The organism is Streptomyces sp. NPDC046759 (assembly GCF_040645475.1).
Lineage (GTDB): Bacteria > Actinomycetota > Actinomycetes > Streptomycetales > Streptomycetaceae > Streptomyces.
The window spans coordinates 261,826-279,682 of the sequence record NZ_JBEYYJ010000003.1; the positions used below are offsets into that span (position 1 = coordinate 261,826).

At 71.2% G+C, this 17,857-nt stretch carries 16 protein-coding genes and 1 pseudogene; 6 read left to right on the forward strand and 11 right to left on the reverse strand.

Going from position 1 to position 17,857, the window contains the following annotated elements; all coding sequences use genetic code 11:
- Nucleotides 1-79: 79 nt before the first annotated feature.
- Together ABZ919_RS05950 and ABZ919_RS05955 are read right to left on the reverse strand one after the other, a co-directional pair.
- On the reverse strand, nt 80-928 hold the full coding sequence (locus tag ABZ919_RS05950) for an inositol monophosphatase family protein (protein ID WP_361243246.1): 849 nt from the start codon (nt 926-928) through the stop codon (nt 80-82).
- Between the two features lie 95 nt (nt 929-1,023).
- The gene (locus tag ABZ919_RS05955; RefSeq protein ID WP_361243248.1) at nt 1,024-2,838 is read right to left on the reverse strand and encodes a gamma-glutamyltransferase; all 1,815 of its coding nucleotides are present in this window, start codon (nt 2,836-2,838) and stop codon (nt 1,024-1,026) included.
- 118 nt (nt 2,839-2,956) lie between these two features.
- Between ABZ919_RS05955 and ABZ919_RS05960 the strand changes: the two genes are divergently transcribed.
- The 6 genes from ABZ919_RS05960 to ABZ919_RS05985 all read left to right on the forward strand — a co-directional run bounded on the left by ABZ919_RS05960 (nt 2,957) and on the right by ABZ919_RS05985 (nt 7,655).
- Entirely contained in the window at nt 2,957-4,021 is a 1,065-nt protein-coding gene (locus tag ABZ919_RS05960; RefSeq protein WP_361243250.1) for a biotin/lipoate A/B protein ligase family protein, read from the forward strand.
- A gap of 154 nt (nt 4,022-4,175) precedes the next feature.
- Complete coding sequence (locus tag ABZ919_RS05965) at nt 4,176-4,718, forward strand: SAV_915 family protein (RefSeq protein WP_361243252.1); 543 nt, start codon at nt 4,176-4,178, stop codon at nt 4,716-4,718.
- Complete coding sequence (locus ABZ919_RS05970; protein WP_361243254.1) at nt 4,715-5,017, forward strand: DUF6317 family protein; 303 nt, start codon at nt 4,715-4,717, stop codon at nt 5,015-5,017. Before ABZ919_RS05965 ends, ABZ919_RS05970 begins: the two co-directional genes overlap by 4 nt.
- On the forward strand, nt 5,017-6,312 hold the full coding sequence (locus tag ABZ919_RS05975) for a WXG100 family type VII secretion target (protein WP_361243256.1): 1,296 nt from the start codon (nt 5,017-5,019) through the stop codon (nt 6,310-6,312). The genes ABZ919_RS05970 and ABZ919_RS05975 overlap by 1 nt, the downstream gene beginning before the upstream one ends.
- A complete protein-coding gene (locus tag ABZ919_RS05980) occupies nt 6,290-6,835 on the forward strand; it encodes a hypothetical protein (protein WP_361243257.1) in 546 nt (181 codons plus the stop codon). The genes ABZ919_RS05975 and ABZ919_RS05980 overlap by 23 nt, the downstream gene beginning before the upstream one ends.
- A 130-nt stretch (nt 6,836-6,965) precedes the next feature.
- On the forward strand, nt 6,966-7,655 hold the full coding sequence (locus ABZ919_RS05985) for a hypothetical protein (RefSeq protein WP_361243259.1): 690 nt from the start codon (nt 6,966-6,968) through the stop codon (nt 7,653-7,655).
- On the opposite strand, the gene ABZ919_RS05990 is transcribed toward ABZ919_RS05985, so the two are convergent.
- The 9 genes and pseudogenes from ABZ919_RS05990 to ABZ919_RS06030 form a co-directional block, all read right to left on the reverse strand.
- Nucleotides 7,585-7,926, reverse strand: coding sequence for an RHS repeat domain-containing protein (locus tag ABZ919_RS05990; RefSeq protein ID WP_361243260.1), 342 nt, complete (start codon nt 7,924-7,926; stop codon nt 7,585-7,587). The two genes, ABZ919_RS05985 and ABZ919_RS05990, sit on opposite strands and share 71 nt — an antisense overlap.
- 42 nt (nt 7,927-7,968) lie before the next feature.
- Nucleotides 7,969-9,513 carry an NCS1 family nucleobase:cation symporter-1 gene (locus ABZ919_RS05995; RefSeq protein WP_361243262.1) on the reverse strand — a complete coding sequence of 515 codons (1,545 nt, stop codon included), beginning with the start codon at nt 9,511-9,513 and terminating at the stop codon, nt 7,969-7,971.
- A gap of 358 nt (nt 9,514-9,871) precedes the next feature.
- Nucleotides 9,872-10,891 (reverse strand): TIGR03842 family LLM class F420-dependent oxidoreductase, encoded by a 1,020-nt coding sequence (locus tag ABZ919_RS06000; RefSeq protein WP_361243264.1) that lies wholly within the window; start codon nt 10,889-10,891, stop codon nt 9,872-9,874.
- 13 nt (nt 10,892-10,904) lie between these two features.
- On the reverse strand, nt 10,905-12,308 hold the full coding sequence (gene hydA, locus ABZ919_RS06005; protein ID WP_361243266.1) for a dihydropyrimidinase: 1,404 nt from the start codon (nt 12,306-12,308) through the stop codon (nt 10,905-10,907).
- Nucleotides 12,309-12,335: 27 nt separating this feature from the next.
- Nucleotides 12,336-13,178, reverse strand: coding sequence for a nitrilase-related carbon-nitrogen hydrolase (locus ABZ919_RS06010; protein ID WP_361243268.1), 843 nt, complete (start codon nt 13,176-13,178; stop codon nt 12,336-12,338).
- A 155-nt stretch (nt 13,179-13,333) separates the two neighbouring features.
- Nucleotides 13,334-14,899: a PucR family transcriptional regulator gene (locus ABZ919_RS06015; RefSeq protein WP_361243270.1), complete on the reverse strand. Its 1,566-nt coding sequence runs from the start codon at nt 14,897-14,899 to the stop codon at nt 13,334-13,336.
- A gap of 17 nt (nt 14,900-14,916) precedes the next feature.
- Complete coding sequence (locus ABZ919_RS06020; protein ID WP_361243271.1) at nt 14,917-16,200, reverse strand: aspartate aminotransferase family protein; 1,284 nt, start codon at nt 16,198-16,200, stop codon at nt 14,917-14,919.
- Nucleotides 16,197-17,039 carry a nitrilase-related carbon-nitrogen hydrolase gene (locus ABZ919_RS06025; RefSeq protein ID WP_361243273.1) on the reverse strand — a complete coding sequence of 281 codons (843 nt, stop codon included), beginning with the start codon at nt 17,037-17,039 and terminating at the stop codon, nt 16,197-16,199. The genes ABZ919_RS06020 and ABZ919_RS06025 overlap by 4 nt, the downstream gene beginning before the upstream one ends.
- A 206-nt stretch (nt 17,040-17,245) precedes the next feature.
- Nucleotides 17,246-17,857 (reverse strand): annotated as a pseudogene (locus ABZ919_RS06030) (hypothetical protein); the annotation flags it as partial.

Consider the following 17,857-nt stretch of genomic DNA (forward strand, 5'->3'; position numbering starts at 1 on the left):
GATCCCGTGGGTGAACCCGCGGACGCGGATCCCGTGGGTGAGCCCGCGGACGCGGATCCGGTGCTGCGTGACCCTGGGCTCAGGCTCCCGTGCGCAGCAGTCCGGCCACCCGGCGGGCGGTCGCGGCGTCCCGGGCCGCGGTGAACGGCAGTACGTTGCCGCCGGTCACGCGGAACGGCTCGCCGCTGCGGGTGAGGTGCGCGCCGCCCGCCTCCTCGACGAGGAGCAGCCCGGCCGCGTGGTCCCAGGCCGCCTCCCAGGAGAACGCGACGGCATCCAACTCACCCCGGGCGACGGCGAGATACTCCAGGCCCGCCGAACCACAGGGGCGGGGGGCGACGCCGTCGGTCCACAGGGCGCGCAGCGCGCGCTTCTGCTCGTCGGTGGTGTAGTCCGGGTGGGAGGTGGCGACGGCGAGGTCCCGGCCGGGCGCAGGCGGCCCCGCGAGCAGCCGCTCACCGTCGAGGAAGGCGCCGTGACCGCGGACCGCCGTGGCCATCTGGTCCCGTGCCGCGGCGTAGGTCCAGGAGGCGAGGACGACACCCCGGTGGGCGAGCGCCACCAGGGTGCAGAACCCGTCGTCGCCGTGCACGAACTGGCGGGTGCCGTCGACCGGGTCGACGATCCAGACCGGCGCGTCGCCCTGGAGCGCCGCGTAGGTCGCCGGGTCGGCGTGCACCGCCTCCTCGCCGACCACGACGGAGCCGGGCAGCAGCGCGCCGAGGTCCTCGGTGAGCCGCAGCTCCGCCAGCCGGTCGGCGTCCGTCACCAGGTCGTGCGGTCCGCTCTTCTGGTCCACCTCGGCTGCGGCGAGGTGCCGGAAGCGGGGCAGGATCTCGGCGGCGGCAGCCTTGCGGACCGCTTCCTCCACGCCGGCCGAACAGCGGGTGAGAAACTCGTCGATGGTTTCCGTCATCTCTTCGATCATGCCTACATGAGAGCACGTCCCACTGACAATCCCCGCCCGTCCGGTGTACGCCGGGTGGATTCGGAATGAAGAACAGGGGCCGCCCGGAGCCGGTCTCAGCGGCCCACCGCGTATCCCTGCATCCCGCGCGGGTTGGCCGCCGCGGACAGCACGCCGGTCCCTGGGTCCCGGGCCACCGCGCACAGCCGCCCCTCGGACCAGGCGGGGCCGACGGTGACGTCGTGGCCGCGCCGCCGCAGGTCCTCGATGACGGCCGCCGCCATGCGGGACTCCACCGTGACGCCACCGGGGCGGCGGCCGCGCGGGTGGAAGGAGCTGGGGAAGCTGTCGTTGTGCCAGTTCGGGGCGTCGATCGCGCCCTGGAGGTCGAGGCCGCCGCGAACGGGAGCGCGCAGGGCCGTGGCGAGGAAGAAGTGCAGCTGCCACTGGTCCTGCTGGTCGCCGCCGGGCGTGCCGAACGCCAGGACCGGTACCCCGTCGCGCAGCGCGAGGGACGGGGTGAGGGTGGTGCGGGGGCGGCGCCCCGGGGTGAGGGAGTTCGGCAGCCCCTGCTCCAGCCAGGTCATCTGCAGGCGGGTGCCGAGCGGGAAGCCCAGCTCCGGGACGACCGGGTTGGACTGCAGCCAGCCACCGCTGGGCGTGGCCGCGATCATGTTGCCCCAGCGGTCGACGACGTCCAGGTGGCAGGTGTCGCCGCGGGTGGTGCCGTCGACGGCCACGTGCGGCTCGCCGCGGATCTCCGCCACCGTCGGCTCGCCCGCGCCCATCGGGTCGAATCCGCGGTCGCCGGTCTCCACGCGCGCGTGCGCCTGCTCCGGCAGCCGTGGGGTGCGTCCGCCGGGCCCGCCGGGCCGCAGTTCGAAGGAGGCCTTGGCGCCGATCAGGGCCCGTCGGCCGGCGTTGTAGTCGTCCGAGAGGAGTTCGGCGAGCGGCACCTCGGCGGCGTCCCCGTACCAGGCCTCACGGTCGGCCATGGCGAGCTTGCAGCCCTCGATCAGCAGGTGGACGTACTCGGCGGAGCCGTACGCGGGCAGCTCGGGCGGGAGAAGGGCGAGCTGTTGCAGGAAGGCGGGGCCCTGGCTCCAGGGGCCGGCCTTGCACACGGTCCAGCCGTTCCAGTCGTAGGTCACCGGAGTCTCGTAGGTCGCCGACCAGCCGGCCAGGTCGGCCGCGGTGAGCGTGCCGGTGTGCCGGGCGCCGCTGGTGTCCATCGCGGGCCGGCCGGACTGCCGTACCAGCGCCTCGGCGACGAACCCGGAGCGCCACACCTCGCGCGCGGCGTCGATCCGGGCCTCCCGGTCGCCACAGCCGGCGGTCTCGGCCAGCAACCGCTTCCAGGTGGCGGCGAGAACGGGGTTGCGGAAGCGCTCGCCGGGCCGGGGTGCCCGGCCGCCGGGCAGGTAGACCTCGGCCGACGTGGTCCACTCGGTCTCGAACAGCTCCCGTACGGCCTCCACGGTCGCGCCGAGCTTCTCCACGGGCGCGTGCCCGTGCTCCGCGTACCCGACGGCGTACTTCAGGACGTCGTCCAGGGACTTGGTGCCGTGATCGCGCAGCAGCACCATCCAGGCGTCGAAGGCGCCGGGCACGGCGGCCGCGAGCGGCCCGGTGCCGGGCACGAGGTCCAGGCCGAGCCCCCGGTAGTGCGCGACCGTGGCGCCGGCCGGGGCCACGCCCTGCCCGCACAGCACGCGCACCGCGCCGCCCGCCGGGGCGAGCAGGATCGGCACCTCGCCGGCCGGCCCGTTCAGGTGCGGTTCCACCACGTGCAGCACGAACGCGCCGGCCACGGCGGCGTCGAAGGCGTTGCCGCCGCCCTCCAGGACCGCCATCGCCGACTGGGAGGCCAGCCAGTGCGTGGAGGACACCATCCCGAAAGTGCCCTGCAGGGTGGGCCGGGTCGTGAACACGGGCGCCTCCTCGGCTCGGGATACGTCTTCCGGGTGATCGTACGAGCGTGATCAGGGCCGGGGAACACGGCGGCGAGCTGCGGCGTTGATCTTCTACGGAGGAACGGAGGTCCGGACGGTGCACGGTGAGTACAAGGCGCCCGGCGGCAAGCTCGTCGTCGTGGACGTGGAGTCCGAGGGCGGCGTGCTGCGGCACGTGCGCGTGGCGGGCGACTTCTTCCTGGAGCCGGACGAGGCGCTGGCCGCGATGAACCGGGCGCTGGAGGGCGCCCCCGCGGACACGGACGCCGCGGGTCTGGCCGCGCGCATCGACCGGGCGCTGCCGGCGGGGACGGTGATGTACGGCCTGACGCCGGAAGGCGTCGGCATAGCGGTGCGCCGGGCCCTCGCGCACGCCACGGACTGGACGGACTACGACTGGCAGCTGATCCACGAGGGCCCGCAGCCGCCCGCCCTGCACATGGCGCTGGACGAGGTGCTGACCACCGAGGTCGCCACGGGCCGGCGGCCGCCGACCCTGCGCGTGTGGGAGTGGGGCGCCCCGGCGGTGATCATCGGCAGCTTCCAGTCCCTGCGCAACGAGGTGGACCCGGAGGGCGCCGCCCGGCACGGCATCGAGGTGGTGCGGCGGATCTCCGGTGGCGGCGCGATGTTCGTGGAGCCCGGCAACACGATCACCTACTCGCTGTCGGTGCCCGAGTCCCTGGTGCACGGCCTGTCGTTCCAGGACAGTTACGCCTACCTGGACGACTGGGTGCTGGGCGCCCTCGGCGACATGGGCGTCCGGGCCTGGTACCAGCCGCTGAACGACATCGCCACGGACCAGGGCAAGATCGCGGGCGCGGCGCAGAAGCGGATCGTCGGCCCCGGTGGGGGCCCGGGCGCCGTGCTGCACCACGTGACCATGTCGTACGACATCGACGCCGACAAGATGACCGAGGTGCTGCGGATCGGGCGGGAGAAGCTGTCCGACAAGGGGACGACGAGCGCGAAGAAGCGGGTCGATCCGTTGCGCCGGCAGACCGGCCTGCCGCGTACGGCGGTCATCGACCGGATGATCGATTCGTTCCACGCCCGGTACGGCCTGGCGCCGGGCAGGATCACGGACGACGAGCTGGCGCGCGCGCAGAAGCTGGCGCGGACCAAGTTCGCCTCGCCGGAATGGACGGCGCGGGTGCCGTAGCCCCGGCGGGAAGCCCTGGTTCAGCAATGGGTCAAGGGCTGCACCGGGTCTGCCCAAGCGGTCGTATGGGTTCCGTGTGCACCCGCGTCATCTCCCCGACATAGCCGGATTTGCCCTCTTGCCCGCTGGCTACCGTGGTCTGGCCCGATCGGCCATGGAGAACCACGGGGAAGAGGTGACGGCGGTGGGGGCGCCGATACGTTCACGCCTGCTCGATTTCGTGGAGCCGGCTCCACCGGAAGCCGACGTCCCGGGCCCGAATCAGGGGCCTGACACACGTCGTTCGACTCTATTGGACCTCGTCGAGACGGCGCCTCCCCCGAACCCGGCCGAGGACGACCGGCCTCGCCCCAAGCCGGGCGTGCCCGCCTATCACACGCCGGTGTTCGTGCCCGCGCATCAGCGGTCCGTCGCGGGAACCGGCACGAACGGGCGTCCGGCACGGGTGCCGTTCATCCTCTGCGAGTTGTACGCCCATCCTGCGCACCGCACTGTGGCTTTCGCCTTCACCACGCTGGGCAAGCTGGTGGAGGCGCTCGGCGAGGCACAGCCATGGGTCGCCGCCTCGATCGGGCCGCTGGCCGAGGCGATGGATGAGCAGGGCGTCACCGTTCTGCTGGATCCGCGGGTCGCGCCCGGGGAAGCCAACTGGCGTCCGGAGGACCTGGCCGCCTACGCACGGGAGGTGCGCGGATGACGGCCGACTTCAAGGTCATCTACGACGACCTCTCCACACTTGCGAAGACCTTCCACGACCAGGCCGGTGACTACCGGAAGCTGAAACCGGACGTGACTCCGCCGTTGGTCAGCGGCGGCGACCCCGGGCTGGACAGCGCGATCAAGGAGGTCGCCGACCTCATCGAGAGCCTGCACATCCTCCTCGCGGACCGGCTGGACGAGCACGGGGACAAGGCCGCGTACGCGCGGGACTCCTTCCACCGGCACGACGTGGACATCCATGGTGTCTTCCAGGACCTCACGGAGGATCTGCACTGATGGGTGACAGCTGGGTCGGCGGCGACATCGATGGCCTGCACACGATGGCCAACACGTACAAGAACGCCAAGGACAAACTCGACGGCGTGGTGAAGCCGCTCAGCAGCGCCGTCGAGAAGCTGGCGGGTGACTCGGGCTGGCAGGGCGAGGCGGCCAAGACCTTCCGCGGCAAGTGGAGCGAGGACGAGATCACGGCCGGCGGCTTCGCCGAACTGGTGCACGAGGCGGGCACGTACCTGGGAACGCTTGCCGACGCGCTGTCGGCCTGCGAGACGGCGCTGCAGAACGCAGAGCACATCGCGGCCGGCAAGGGCGTGGTGACGGACGCCAAGGGCGCGCCGCAGCCGATCATGACGGCGGACCCGCCGAGTGCGGAGGACCAGAAGACGATCGCCGCGATGAACGAGTACGCCAAGGTGCGCGACGGGATCCTGCACACCGCCCAGCACGCGCGGCTGGTGGCGGCGAAGCAGTTGTCGGACCTGTATGCCCAGGTGACGGCGACGGACGGCGCGTCCACCTCGGACAAGCTCACCATCGCGGACTATCTGCGTGGCCTGTACGCGTATGACGCCGAGGACGCCCGGGCCGGCGGAGCGAAGGCCCGCGCCAAGCTCGACGACGCCAAGAACGCAGCACAGGCCGCCAAGAAGGAACTCCGGGCGGAGCGCAAGGCGTACCAGAAGGCGGGCAAGGCGCTGCCCAAGGACCTGCCCGCCAAGAGTGCCTACAGTGACGCGCTGACCAAGGTGGACTCCTTGGAAGACGCGATCGCCCGCGCCGACAACGGCAGCACCAAGCTCCCCTACGACCGTCAGCTCAATGTGAAGCTGGCCGATGCCGCAGACGCGTTGCGCGCGGGGGAGAGCCTGGAGAAGGTCCCGGACTTCCTCAAAGAAATCCCGGTCCTGGACGTCGCCGCGGCCGGTGCCTGCGGGCTGCTGGAGGCGTCCGACGATCATGACGCCGGTTGGTCGTGGCAGCGCTCGATCACGGTCGACGGCGGCGCCAACATTGCCGGCCTGGCCGCCGGCACGGCCGTCACGGCGGGTCTCGTGGCCCTTGCGCCCGTCGACGTACCCGTCGCCGTGGTCGCCGGAGTGGGCGGTGGCATCGTCATCGGCGCGACCGGCATCATCGACCACGCCTTCCACGAGCACTGGAGCGAGGACATCCACGACCACGGAGTGGTCGGCGGGATACTCCACGGCTCGGGTCACGTCCTGTCCAAGACCGGGGACGACTTCGTACGGCTGAAAGATGACGTGTGGCATGGCATCAAAAGCATCTTCTGAGGGCGCGGCCTGCACGGCCGCCGTCCGGATCCCCGCAGTGCAGGGGCTCGGCACCACGTGGTACCGCCGCGGTCCGCGGTACTGGCTGCGCCGTTCACTGACCGCGGTCCTGTGGCTCGCTGTCCTGGCCTTCTGCTGCTACATCGCGCTCGTCCTGTACGGAAGCTTCCGCCGCGACCTGTCCCCGGGCGTTCGCACGGTGTGGGACTGGGCGCAGGCTGCGGCATCCGTCGTGGCCCTGGTCTGGGGGTGGCTGGTACAGCGCCGGGACCACCGCAGGAAGCTCCTTGCCCCGCCCGCCCCCGACGAGTTCCGTGCCGCCAAACGGGACGAGACCCGCCGTTCCACCGGTCTGGTGGTCGCCGGTCGGTTCCTCTGGCTCGTCGCGGCGCCCGTCATGCCTGCGTTGGCCGCTTGGGCCGTGGGATGGAGCGTCGGCATGCTCACCGTCCGCGCATACCCCAGCGAGGTCGGCGCCCGCCGCTGGCTGGAGGTGCAAAAAGGACAGAGCGGTACGCCGTGAACGCGTTGTCGTGACCGGCCGGGCACGCAGCGAGTTTTCCCTTCCGCCTCACAGGGACTCGTGTGAGACTGGCGTCCCCGTCCACCCTGCGGACCCCTTCCGTACCCCTCCCCCACACGAGAAGTGCGCCGTGCGATCTCTTCCTCTGCCGCTCGCTCTCACCGCGCGGATCTCGCCGGTCGCGGTACTCGCCTGTGTCGGCTGGGCGCTGACGTCCGGCCCGGCCGCGCCGGCGGCCGCCGGACACGAGGCGGGCCAGAAGACGTCCCCCCAGTCCTCGTCCTCCTCCTCTTCCTCTTCGTCCTCCTCCGGCCCCTCGTCCGGCGCGAAGGCGTACTCCGCCGCGCCCTCCCCCTGCACCAGCGTGCCCGCGGCGACCGTCAAGTCCCTGGTACCCGGGGCGAAGACGGCCGGCAAGGAGATCCCCTCGACGGACACCACACTGCGCCGCACCTGCTCGTGGAACGCGCTGCAGGGCTACTCCTACCGCTGGCTCGACGTGTCGTTCGAGATCGGCGAGTCGGCCCAGGAGGCGCAGCAGGAGTACGAGCAGCGGGTGAAGGAGAAGAGCGGCGGCGGGGCCGTGCCGGGGCTCGGGGACAGCGCCTACTCCGTGGTCAACCTCACCACGGAGGACAAGCAGCAGACCCGCGAGGGTGTGGTGATGGTCCGGGTGTCCAACGCCCTGGTGATCGTCACCTACAACGGCAGCGACTTCGACACGAAGAAGGCGCCCGGTACGGACGAGATCAACAAGGGCGCCATCCAGGCGGCGCGGGCGGCGGCCGGAGCTCTGGGGAGCGGGCAGGCGCAGTCCTGACCGCATTCCGCTGTGGGACGGAGGAGCCGGCCGTCCTCCTGCCGCCGGGACCGCTCTGCAAGGGGTCGTAGGAGTAGCGCCGGCGACTGCCGTCCGGGGTGGTTACCGCTGTCAGGCGTCGTGCTCGTACGTGGTGGTTCCCGCGCCCCGGGTGATCGGGCCTTCGAACTCCCGCTCCCCCGGGGCCGCGTGCGCCGGCTACGGCGCGAAGACCCGAACCGACCTGAAGCGCGCGGACAGTGGCGCGCTCCACCTGGGGGCGAGGAACCACGCCCGCCCCCGGTGTGTGGGGCGACGGCGGCCGGGACGGGAGCTAACGCCGTGTCCTCGTGGGGAGGCTGAGCAGGGTGTAGAGCAGCAGGGCAGAGGCGAGGCCCACGGCCCAGCCGTAATCGGCCAGGGGCTTGAGGAACGGGATGATGCCGTCTGGGGGGAAGGGGCCCTGCTTGACGCCCTTGACCACGGTCGAGTACGAGCCGCCGACGGCCAGGACGCCGCCGATCAGGAAGGCGACCACCGCGCGCAGGTTCCAGCCGCCGGTGTACCAATAGCGGCCGTCGGGCTGGTACAACTCCCCCAGTGCCAGGCGTGTACGGCGCACGATCCAGTAATCGGCGACGAGGATGCCTGCCACGGTGCCGAGCAGTCCGCCGACGAAGCCGAGCCAGGTGAAGATGTACACGTGCGGGTTGGCGATCAGCTTCCACGGCATGATCAGGATGCCGACCACGCCGGTGATCAGCGCGCCGGTCCGGAAGCTGACCAGGCGGGGCAGCAGGTGCGACAGGTCGTACGCCGGGGAGACGACATTGGCGGCGATGTTCACCGACAAGGTCGCCACCATCACGATCAGCAGCGCGAACAGGGCGCCGACGGTGTTGCTCATCTTCGCGCTCAGTGCGATCGGATCCCAGATCGGCGCCCCGTAGACGGCCTGGGATCCGGACGTCACCAACACCGACAGGATCGCGAACAGCGTCATCGTGGTCGGCAGGCCCAGGGCCTGGCCCCACAGCTGGGCACGCTGGCTGCCGCCGAACCGCGTGAAGTCGGGGATGTTCAGCGACAGCGTGGACCAGAAGCCGATCATGCCCATCAGAGAGGGGAAGAACACCTTCCAGAACCCGCTCCCCCAGCCCAGGCCGGAAGGCTGGTCGAGCAGCGGGCCGAAGCCGCCCGCCTTGGCGGCCATGACCCCCAGCAGCACCAGCGCACCGACGATCACCAGCGGCGCCGCCCAGTTCTCCACCCTGCGCAGCGTCTCCATGCCGCGGGTGATGATGGCGACCTCGACGAGCCAGAACACACCGAACGACAGCCACTGGGTCCACGGCGTGCCCCCGATCGAGCCGGCGTGCAGCCATCCGTGGCCGAACAGCTTGCCGGCCAGCAGGAAGATGCCCTCCCCACCGATCCACGTCTGGATGCCGAACCAGCAGCACGCCACGGCCGCCCGCACCATCGCCGGCAGGTTCGCCCCACGCACCCCGAACGACGCCCGCGCGAACACCGGGAAGGGGATCCCGTACTTGGTGCCGGCATGACCGGTCAGCAGCATCGGCACCAGCACGATCACGTTCGCCAGCGCGATCGTCAACACCGCCTGCTTCCAGTCCATCCCCAGCGCCACCAGCCCCGAGGCGAGCGTCCACGACGGAATACAATGCGCCATTCCCACCCAAAGGGCGAGATAGTTATAAGTCCCCCATGTCCGGCGCTCGATCGGGACCGGCACCAGGTCCGCGTTGGCGAAACGCGAATCATCCAGCACCGCCGGATCGGACAACGCCACCCGGCCGTCCGGATACACCTGCTGCGCGACGGCTGGATCGGCCAGGGTTCTTCCACTGGAGGGCATCAGGACCACCTCGTATCGCAAGACTCATGTGACGATTGCGGACTCCGGGAAGCTCAGCTCATCCCCGGAAGTGCGACGAGCGACGAACCAGCCGACCAACCCGCGAGCAGACGACGAAGTCGCCGGTCAGCACCCTGCAAGGGCCGATGGGCTGCGGCGAACCGGGAGCGAGCGTCACCCGGCCGTCGCGGAGGGTGACTTGGGCGGTCGGTGGTATGGCTGTGGGAGCCGTGCCGGCCATGAGCAGGCCAATCGAACAAGAGGGGACGGGAGCGGCCGTGCGGCACCAGCCCCTCCCCGGTGCGGCGGGGAGGGGTGACCAGAGGTGGGGGGTGGAGAGGAGGGACAGGGACGGGTTTCAGGCGTTGACGGCCGGGATCACCTTCGCGCCGTAGGCGTCGATGGTGGCCTCCTGCGCGTCGTGCATGTCGTACACCGCGAACTGGTCCACGCCCAGCGCGCGCAGCGCGGCCAGTTTCTCGATGTGCCTCTCGGCCGGCCCGATGACGCAGAACCGGTCGACGATCTCGTCGGGCACGAACTGGGTGTCCGGGTTGCCGCTGCGCCCGTGGTGGGCGTAGTCGTAGCCCTGCCGTGCCTTGATGTAGTCGGTGAGTTCCTCGGGAACCTGGGCCGAGTGCTCGCCGTACTTGGCGACCAGGTCGGCGACGTGGTTGCCGACCATGCCGCCGAACCAGCGGCACTGCTCGCGGGCGTGGGCGAGGGCCTCGGGCGAGTCGTCGGCGGTGACGTAGGCGGGGGCGGCCACGCAGATCGTCACCTGCGACGGATCCCGGCCCGCGGCTGCGGCCGCCTCCTTGACGGCCTTCACCATGTACTCGGTGAGATACAGGTCGGACAGCTGGAGGATGAACCCGTCGGCCTCCTCGCCGGTCATCTTCAGCGCCTTCGGGCCGTACGCGGCCATCCAGACCGGGAGTTCGGCGCCTTCTGCGACCCACGGGAGCCGGATGCTGGTGCCGCCGAGATCGGCCTCGTCACCGCGGCCGAGCGCCCGGATGACCTTCATCGCCTCGCTGATGCGCGCCAGGGTGTTGGGTTTGCGGCCCGCGACCCGCATCGCGGAGTCCCCCCGGCCGATGCCGCAGATGGTGCGGTTGCCGAACATGTCGTTGAGGGTGGCGAAGGTGGAGGCGGTGACCTCCCAGGTGCGGGTGCCCGGATTGGTGACCATCGGGCCGACCGTCAGCTTGGTGGTGTTCGCCAGGATCTGACTGTAGATCACGAACGGCTCCTGCCAGAGCACGGCGGAGTCGAACGTCCAGCCGTGGGTGAACCCGTTGCGCTCGGCCCGTTTCATCAGGCTGATCACACGTGAGGCCGGCGGGTCGGTCTGCAGGACGAGTCCGAAGTCCATGGGGGCGCCACTCCTAGTTGAGGTACTGACAGGTGGAGCGCGGGGTGAACACGCCGTGACCGGCGTGTCCGGTGTATTCCCGCTCGGTGATGACCGTCTCGCCGCGCGAGAACACCGTCTCGACCCGGCCGGTGGTGCGCTTGCCCTCGTAGGCGGAGTAGTCGACGTTCATGTGGTGGGTCCCGGCCGACATGACCTGCTCGGCGTGCGGGTCGTAGATCACGATGTCGGCGTCGGAGCCCGGGGCGATGGTGCCCTTCTTCGGATAGAGGCCGAACATCCGGGCCGGGGTGGCGCAGGCGATCTCGATCCAGCGGCGGCGGGAGATGTGCCCCTCGACGACGGCCTGGTGGAGCAGGTCCATACGGTTCTCCACGCCGGGCAGGCCGTTGGGGATCCTGGAGAAGTCGCCGCGGCCCAGCTCCTTCTGGCCGGTGAAGCAGAACGGGCAGTGGTCGGTGGAGACCACCTGGAGGTCGTTGGTGCGCAGCCCCCGCCAGAGACTGGCCTGGTGCTCCTTGGGGCGCAGCGGGGTGCTGCACACGTACTTGGCGCCCTCGAAGTCGGGCTCGGCGAGGTTGTCGGTGGACAGGAAGAGGTACTGCGGACAGGTCTCGCCGAACACGTTGAGCCCCTCGTCCCGCGCCCGTGTCAGCTCTGCCACCGCCTCCATCGCCGAGACGTGCACGACGTACAGCGGGGCGCCCGCGACCTGGGCGAGCCGGATGGCGCGGTGGGTGGCCTCGGCCTCCAGCAGGGCCTTGCGGACCTCGCCGTGGAAGCGCGGGTCGGTCTCGCCCCGGGCGAGCGCCTGCTCGACCAGGACGTCGATGGCGATCCCGTTCTCGGCGTGCATCATGATCAGCCCGCCGTTCTCGGCGGCGCGCTGCATGGCTCGGAGGATCTGCCCGTCGTCGCTGTAGAAGACGCCGGGGTAGGCCATGAACTGTTTGAAGGAGGTGACGCCCTCCTCCACCAGCAGGTCCATCTCCTTCAGCGTCTCCTGGTTCACATCGGAGACGATCATGTGGAAGCCGTAGTCGATCGCGCAGTTGCCCTCCGCCTTGGCGTGCCAGGCGTCGAGGCCCTCGCGCAGGGTGCGGCCGACGCTCTGGATGGCGAAGTCGACGATGGTGGTCGTACCGCCCCAGGCGGCGGCGCGCGTGCCGGTCTCGAAGGTGTCGGCGGCGGTGGTGCCGCCGAACGGCATCTCCATGTGGGTGTGGGCGTCGACACCGCCCGGAACGACGTACTTGCCGGTGGCGTCGATGACCCGTTCGGCAGTGAACGCCTCGGCGGCGGGGGTGCCGGCGGCGGCGAGGGCGGCGACGCGGCCGTCCTCGATCAGGACGTCGGCGTGGATCTCGTCCGACGCGGTGACGACGAGACCGCCGCGGATGACGGTACGGCTGCTCATGCTGCTCCCTCAGTCACTCGGTTCCGGTCAGGGCGCCGTCAGCGGCTCGTACGCGCCCGGCGCCCGGTCGCGGTAGAACTGCCAGCGGTCGCGGACCTCGCGGAGCTTGGCCAGGTCCAGGTCGCGGACGACGAGTTCGGTCTCCTTGTCGCTCGCGACCTCGCCGACGAACTGGGCCTCCGGGTCCACGAAGTAGGTCGTGCCGTAGAAGTCGTTGTCGCCCAGGTCCTCCACGCCGACCCGGTTGATGGCGCCGACGAAGTACTCGTTGGCGACGGCCGCCGCCGGCTGCTCCAGCTGCCAGAGGTAGCGGGACAGACCCCGGGAGGTGGCCGAGGGGTTGAAGACGATCTCGGCTCCGGCGAGGCCCAGCGCCCGCCAGCCCTCCGGGAAGTGACGGTCGTAGCAGATGTACACACCGATCCGGCCGGCCGCGGTGTCGAAGACGGGCCAGCCGCTGTTGCCCGGGCGGAAGTAGAACTTCTCCCAGAAGCCCCGCACCTGGGGGATGTGGGTCTTGCGGTACTTGCCGAGATAGGAGCCGTCCGCGTCGATCACCGCGGCGGTGTTGTACAGGACGCCCGGCTGCTCCTCCTCGTACATCGGCAGGACCAGGACGATGCCCAGCTCGCGGGCGAGGGACTGGAAGCGCCGGACGGTCGGGCCTTCGGGGATCCGTTCGGCGTACTCGTAGAAGGCCTTGTCCTGGACCTGGCAGAAGTAGGGGCCGTAGAACAGCTCCTGGAAGCAGAGGACTTGGGCGCCCTGCGCGGCCGCGTCGCGGGCCGCCTGCTCGTGGACCTGGATCATGGATTCCTTGTCGCCGGTCCACGCGGTCTGGAACAGGGCGGCACGGATCACTCGGCTCATCGGGACCTCCGGTAGCTCGGTGTGCCGTGAGCCTAGGAAGCCCGCGCGGGCCGTTCGATTGGCAGCGTGTCACGTCTGCGGGCGTGCGGCGTGCCACCGTGTCACGTCTGCGCAGTCCCATGTTTCACCGCCGTTTTCCCAGTTCGTCGCATGTTTCAGCCCTGTTGCGCATCGTGCGCGAGAAGTGCGATGTGGACGGAGGCCGCCTGTTCGAAGTCGTCCAGGTCGACGCCGAGCCGGACCTGTATGGCCTCCAGGCGGCGGTAGAGGGCGGGCCGGGAGACATGGTGGAGCTGGGCGGTGCGGGACTTGTTGCGGCCGGTCGACAGATAGGTGCGCAGGACGTTCAGCAGCTCCGGCTCGGCGTCGCGCAGCAGCCCGTCGAGCTCCCGTTCGGCGAAGGACTGCACCTGCGGGTCGTCGCGCAGCAGCCGGACCAGTCCACGCAGGTGTACGTCCTTGAGGCGGACGACGGCCGGGAGGTCGAGTGCGGCCGAGGAGCCGGTGACGGCGTCGGCGACATGCCGGGCCTCGCGCAGCCCGGCGGGCACCTCGTCCCAGGCGGTGCGGGGATCGGCGGCGGCGACCACGGCCGGCGAGGCGGAGCGCAGCCGGGTGGCGAAGTGGGCGGTGAGCGTCTCGGCGTCCTGGTCGCGGGCGAGGCTGAGCAGCACGGCGGCCGCGCCGTCGGCGAGCTCGGCGACCAGCCCGGGCAGTCCCAGCAGGCGCAGCACACGGTCGAGTTCGTCGGCGGCGCGGCCGAGGACGACGAGCGGGACGAAGGTGCGCCGGTTGACCGGCAGCCCGGCCGCGCGCGCCCGGGGCAGCAGCCGGCAGGCCGGTACGGCACCGGAGACCAGGTCGGTGAGCAGGCTCTGCGCGGACTCCTCCTCCCAGGAGTGCGCGGAGCCGCCGCCGAGCATGCGGTGCAGCACCAGTGCCTCGGCGGCCCGGTCGGCGAGCAGCCGCCCGGTGGCCGTGTCGCCCCGGTAGCCGCACAGCAGCAGCCGGCCCCAGCGTTCCCCGCGGCCGCCGAGTTCGGCGCTGATCCAGCCGCCGTCCGCGCGGGCGGAGGCCTGCCGGGCGATCCGCTCCCAGTCGCGCAGCACGTCGTCCACCGCGGACCGCTCTCCGGCCGTGGCGAGGACACGGTGGGCGAGGTTGGTGACGACGACCGGGCAGCCGCTGTGCCGGGCGACCTCATCGAGCAGGCGCTGCAGCGGCGCGCCCCCGGTGATCAGGGCGGTCAGTTCGGTCCGGACGGTCTCCGAGAGGCTGACGGCGGCGAACTTCCGCCGCACCAGCCGGCTCTGGACCTCTTCGGTCAGCTCGGCGAACGGGAAGGGCCGGTGCAGGACGACCATCGGCAGCCCGCACCGCTCGGCGGCCCGGCGCATCACCTCGGGCGGCGCGGGAAAGGCGCGCCCGAGTCCGAGGACCACGGCGGCGGCTTCCGCGCGGTGCAGGGACTGGATGTACTCGGCCTGCTTCGCCTCGTCGCCGGCGAGCAGGACGCCGGTGGTGAGCACCATCTCGCCGCCGCTGAGCATCACGCCCACATCGGCGGCCTCGGCGACGTGCACCCAGCGCACCGGGCGGTCGAGCTGGGCTCGGCCCGCGACCACCTCGGGCTCCCCGGCGAGCACCCGCTCCAGGGTGAGCACCTGGCGGACCGAGAGGGCGGGTTCCCAGCCGTACCGGGATTCCGAGGTGGTGGTCATGGCCGTGCACCCGTTCTCTAGTTCGTGCTCCTCAGCGCGCGTTCGAGGATCGCCGCGCCCTCCTCGGCCTCAGCGACGGTGAGCGACAGCGGCGGTGCGATGCGCAGGGCGCTGGTGTTGTGGCCGCCGCCCTTGCCGATGAGCAGGCCGCCCTCGCGGGCCGTCTCCAGTACGGTGGCGGCCGTCTGCGGGTCGGCCTCGTCGGTGCCGGGCCTGACCAGCTCGATGCCGATCATCAGGCCGCGCCCGCGCACCTCGCGCACGCCGGGCAGTTGGGCGGCGACGGCCCGCAGCCGCTCGATGAGCAGTCCGCCGACCCGGCGGGCGTTGCCCTGGAGGTCGTGTTCGAGGAGATAGGTGAGGTTGGCGAGACCGGCGGCCATGGTCAGCTGGGTGCCGCCGAAGGTGGAGATGCTGTTGGCGTCCAGGCAGTTCATGATCTCGGCGCGGGCGATCACGCCGCCGATCGACATGCCGTTGCCGATGCCCTTGGCGAAGGTGACGAGGTCGGGAGGGCCGCTGCGGGCGTGCGCCTGCCAGCCCCAGAAGTGTTCGCCGGTGCGGCCCCAGCCGGTCTGCACCTCGTCGGCGATCCACAGGATGCCCTGCTCCTTCAGGACCTCGCGGAACGCGGCGTAGAGCCCGTCGGGCGGGGACGTGAAACCACCGACGCCCTGGATCGGTTCGGCGATCAGCGCGGCGGGCGGCCGGGTGTGGCCGAGGACGTCCCGCAGGTCGGCGACACACGCGTCGATGAACTCGCGGTCGTCCAGCTCGGCGAACGGCCCCCGGGTGCGCACCCCGCCGTGCACGTACAGGGTCTGCAGGGGCGACAGGGAGGTCGGCGACCAGCCGCGGTTGCCGGTGATGCCGACCGTGCTGAAGGAACGGCCGTGGTAGCTGTTGCGCATCGCCAGGACGGTGTTGCTGCGCCGGTAGGTGGTGGCGAGCAGCAGGGCGGTGTCGTTGGCCTCGGTGCCGGAGGTGGTGAAGAAGACCCGGGCGTCCGGGATGCCGCTCACCTTGGCGATGCGCTCGGCGAGTTCGACCATGGGCCGGTTGAGATAGAGGGTCGAGGAGTGGACGATCCGCCCGGCCTGCTCGCTGACCGCCTTGGTCACCTCGGGCAGCGCGTGGGCGGTCATCGTGGTCAGGATGCCGCCGAAGAAGTCCAGGTACTTGTTGCCCGCGGAGTCCCAGACGTGCCGGCCCTCGCCGTGCGTGATCTCGATCGGCTCGTCGTAGTAGAGGGCGAGCCAGTCGGGCAGGACCTGGCGGTGGCGGGAGTAGAGATCGTTCACGGCTGTACCAGTCCTTCGTAGGCGTCGGGACGGCGGTCGCGGTAGAAGGCCCACTGCTGCCGCACGTGCTCGATCAGGTCGAAATCGAGGTCGCGGACGAGGAGTTCCTCGGACTTGTCGCTCGCTGCCTCGCCGACGAACTGCCCACGCGGATCGACGAAGTAACTGGTCCCGTAGAAGTCGTTGTCGCCGTACTCCTCCCGCCCCACCCGGTTGATGGCGGCGACGAAGTACTCGTTGGCGACGGCCGCCGCGGGCTGCTCCAGCTGCCACAGGTAGGCGGAGAGGCCGCGATGGGTGGCGGAGGGGTTGTAGACCAACTGGGCTCCGTTGAGCCCGAGTTGCCGCCAGCCCTCCGGGAAGTGGCGGTCGTAGCAGATGTAGACGCCGACCTTGCCCACGGCCGTGTCGAAGACGGGCCAGCCCAGGTTGCCGGGCTTGAAGTAGTACTTCTCCCAGAAGCCCTTGACCTGCGGGATGTGGTGCTTGCGGTACTTGCCGAGGTAGCTGCCGTCGGCGTCGATCACGGCGGCGGTGTTGTAGTAGAAACCGGACTGCTCGACCTCGAAGACGGGAACCACGACGACCATCCCGGTCTCCCGCGCGAGGTCCTGCATCCGCCGCACCGTCGGCCCGTCGGGCACCGGCTCGGCCCAGCGGTAGTGCTCGGGCTCCTGGACCTGACAGAAGTAGGGGGCGTTGAAGACCTCCTGGAACCCGATGACCCTCGCGCCCTGCCGGGCCGCCTCGCGGGCGTGCTCCTCGTGCTTGGCCACCATGGACCGGGTGTCGCCGGTCCAGGTGGCCTGGACCAGTGCGGCTCGTACGACGTTGGCCATGAGCTGCTCCTTCGACGGGACCGTCAGAGCCTCTACGCCCGTAGAGCAGGTCGTAGAGGGACGAAAGTATGCCTCCGGGAGGCCCTTGCCAAGACCATCGTCGTCAACCCGCGGAGTCGATCACGTTTCACACCCCGGTGGGCGAGCAAGGGGAACACTCGAAGGGATGAATCGGAGCATACCGGGACAGTCGCGCCCGCCACGGGTCACGTCATGTGACCGGCCACCCGCAACGCGTGCACCAGGTCCCAGTGCCGCTCGTCGGAGACCTCGCGCGCGGCCCGCAGCAGCAGCGGCACGAGACGGGCCGGATCGGGTGCGACGCTCCGGGCGGCCTCTTCGGCCGTACGGACCCGCACACAGGCGTCCAGCAACGCCTCCGCCTCCCGCCGGTGCCCCGCCCCGTCCAGCCGCAGCACGGCCGCGCCGATCTGCTCGGCCGGCCGGGCCACGCCCTGCCGCAGGATCTGCCGCCCGTCGGCCTCCCGGCCGGCGGCGGCGAGCGCGCCGGCGGCGGCCACGAGCCGCTCCGCGGGCAGCGAGGGCGCCTCCCACAGCAGCGTCGCCCAGTCGGCGCCGAGCCCGGCGCGGTGCAGCGCTTCCGCGAGCGCCGGGAAACGCCCGGCGGGCCACTGCGCGACCTCCACCAGCAGGGCGTGCGCCTCCCCGCTGCGCCCCTCGGCCCGCAACCGTGCCAGCCGCTCCACGGCACCGGCCACCGCCGCCCCCGCCCCGGCGTCCGCCGTCGCGACACGGTCCGCCCCGGGCTCGGGCCCTGCCGACGGCGCGGCCCCGGCGAACCGGGCACCCCGCGGCGT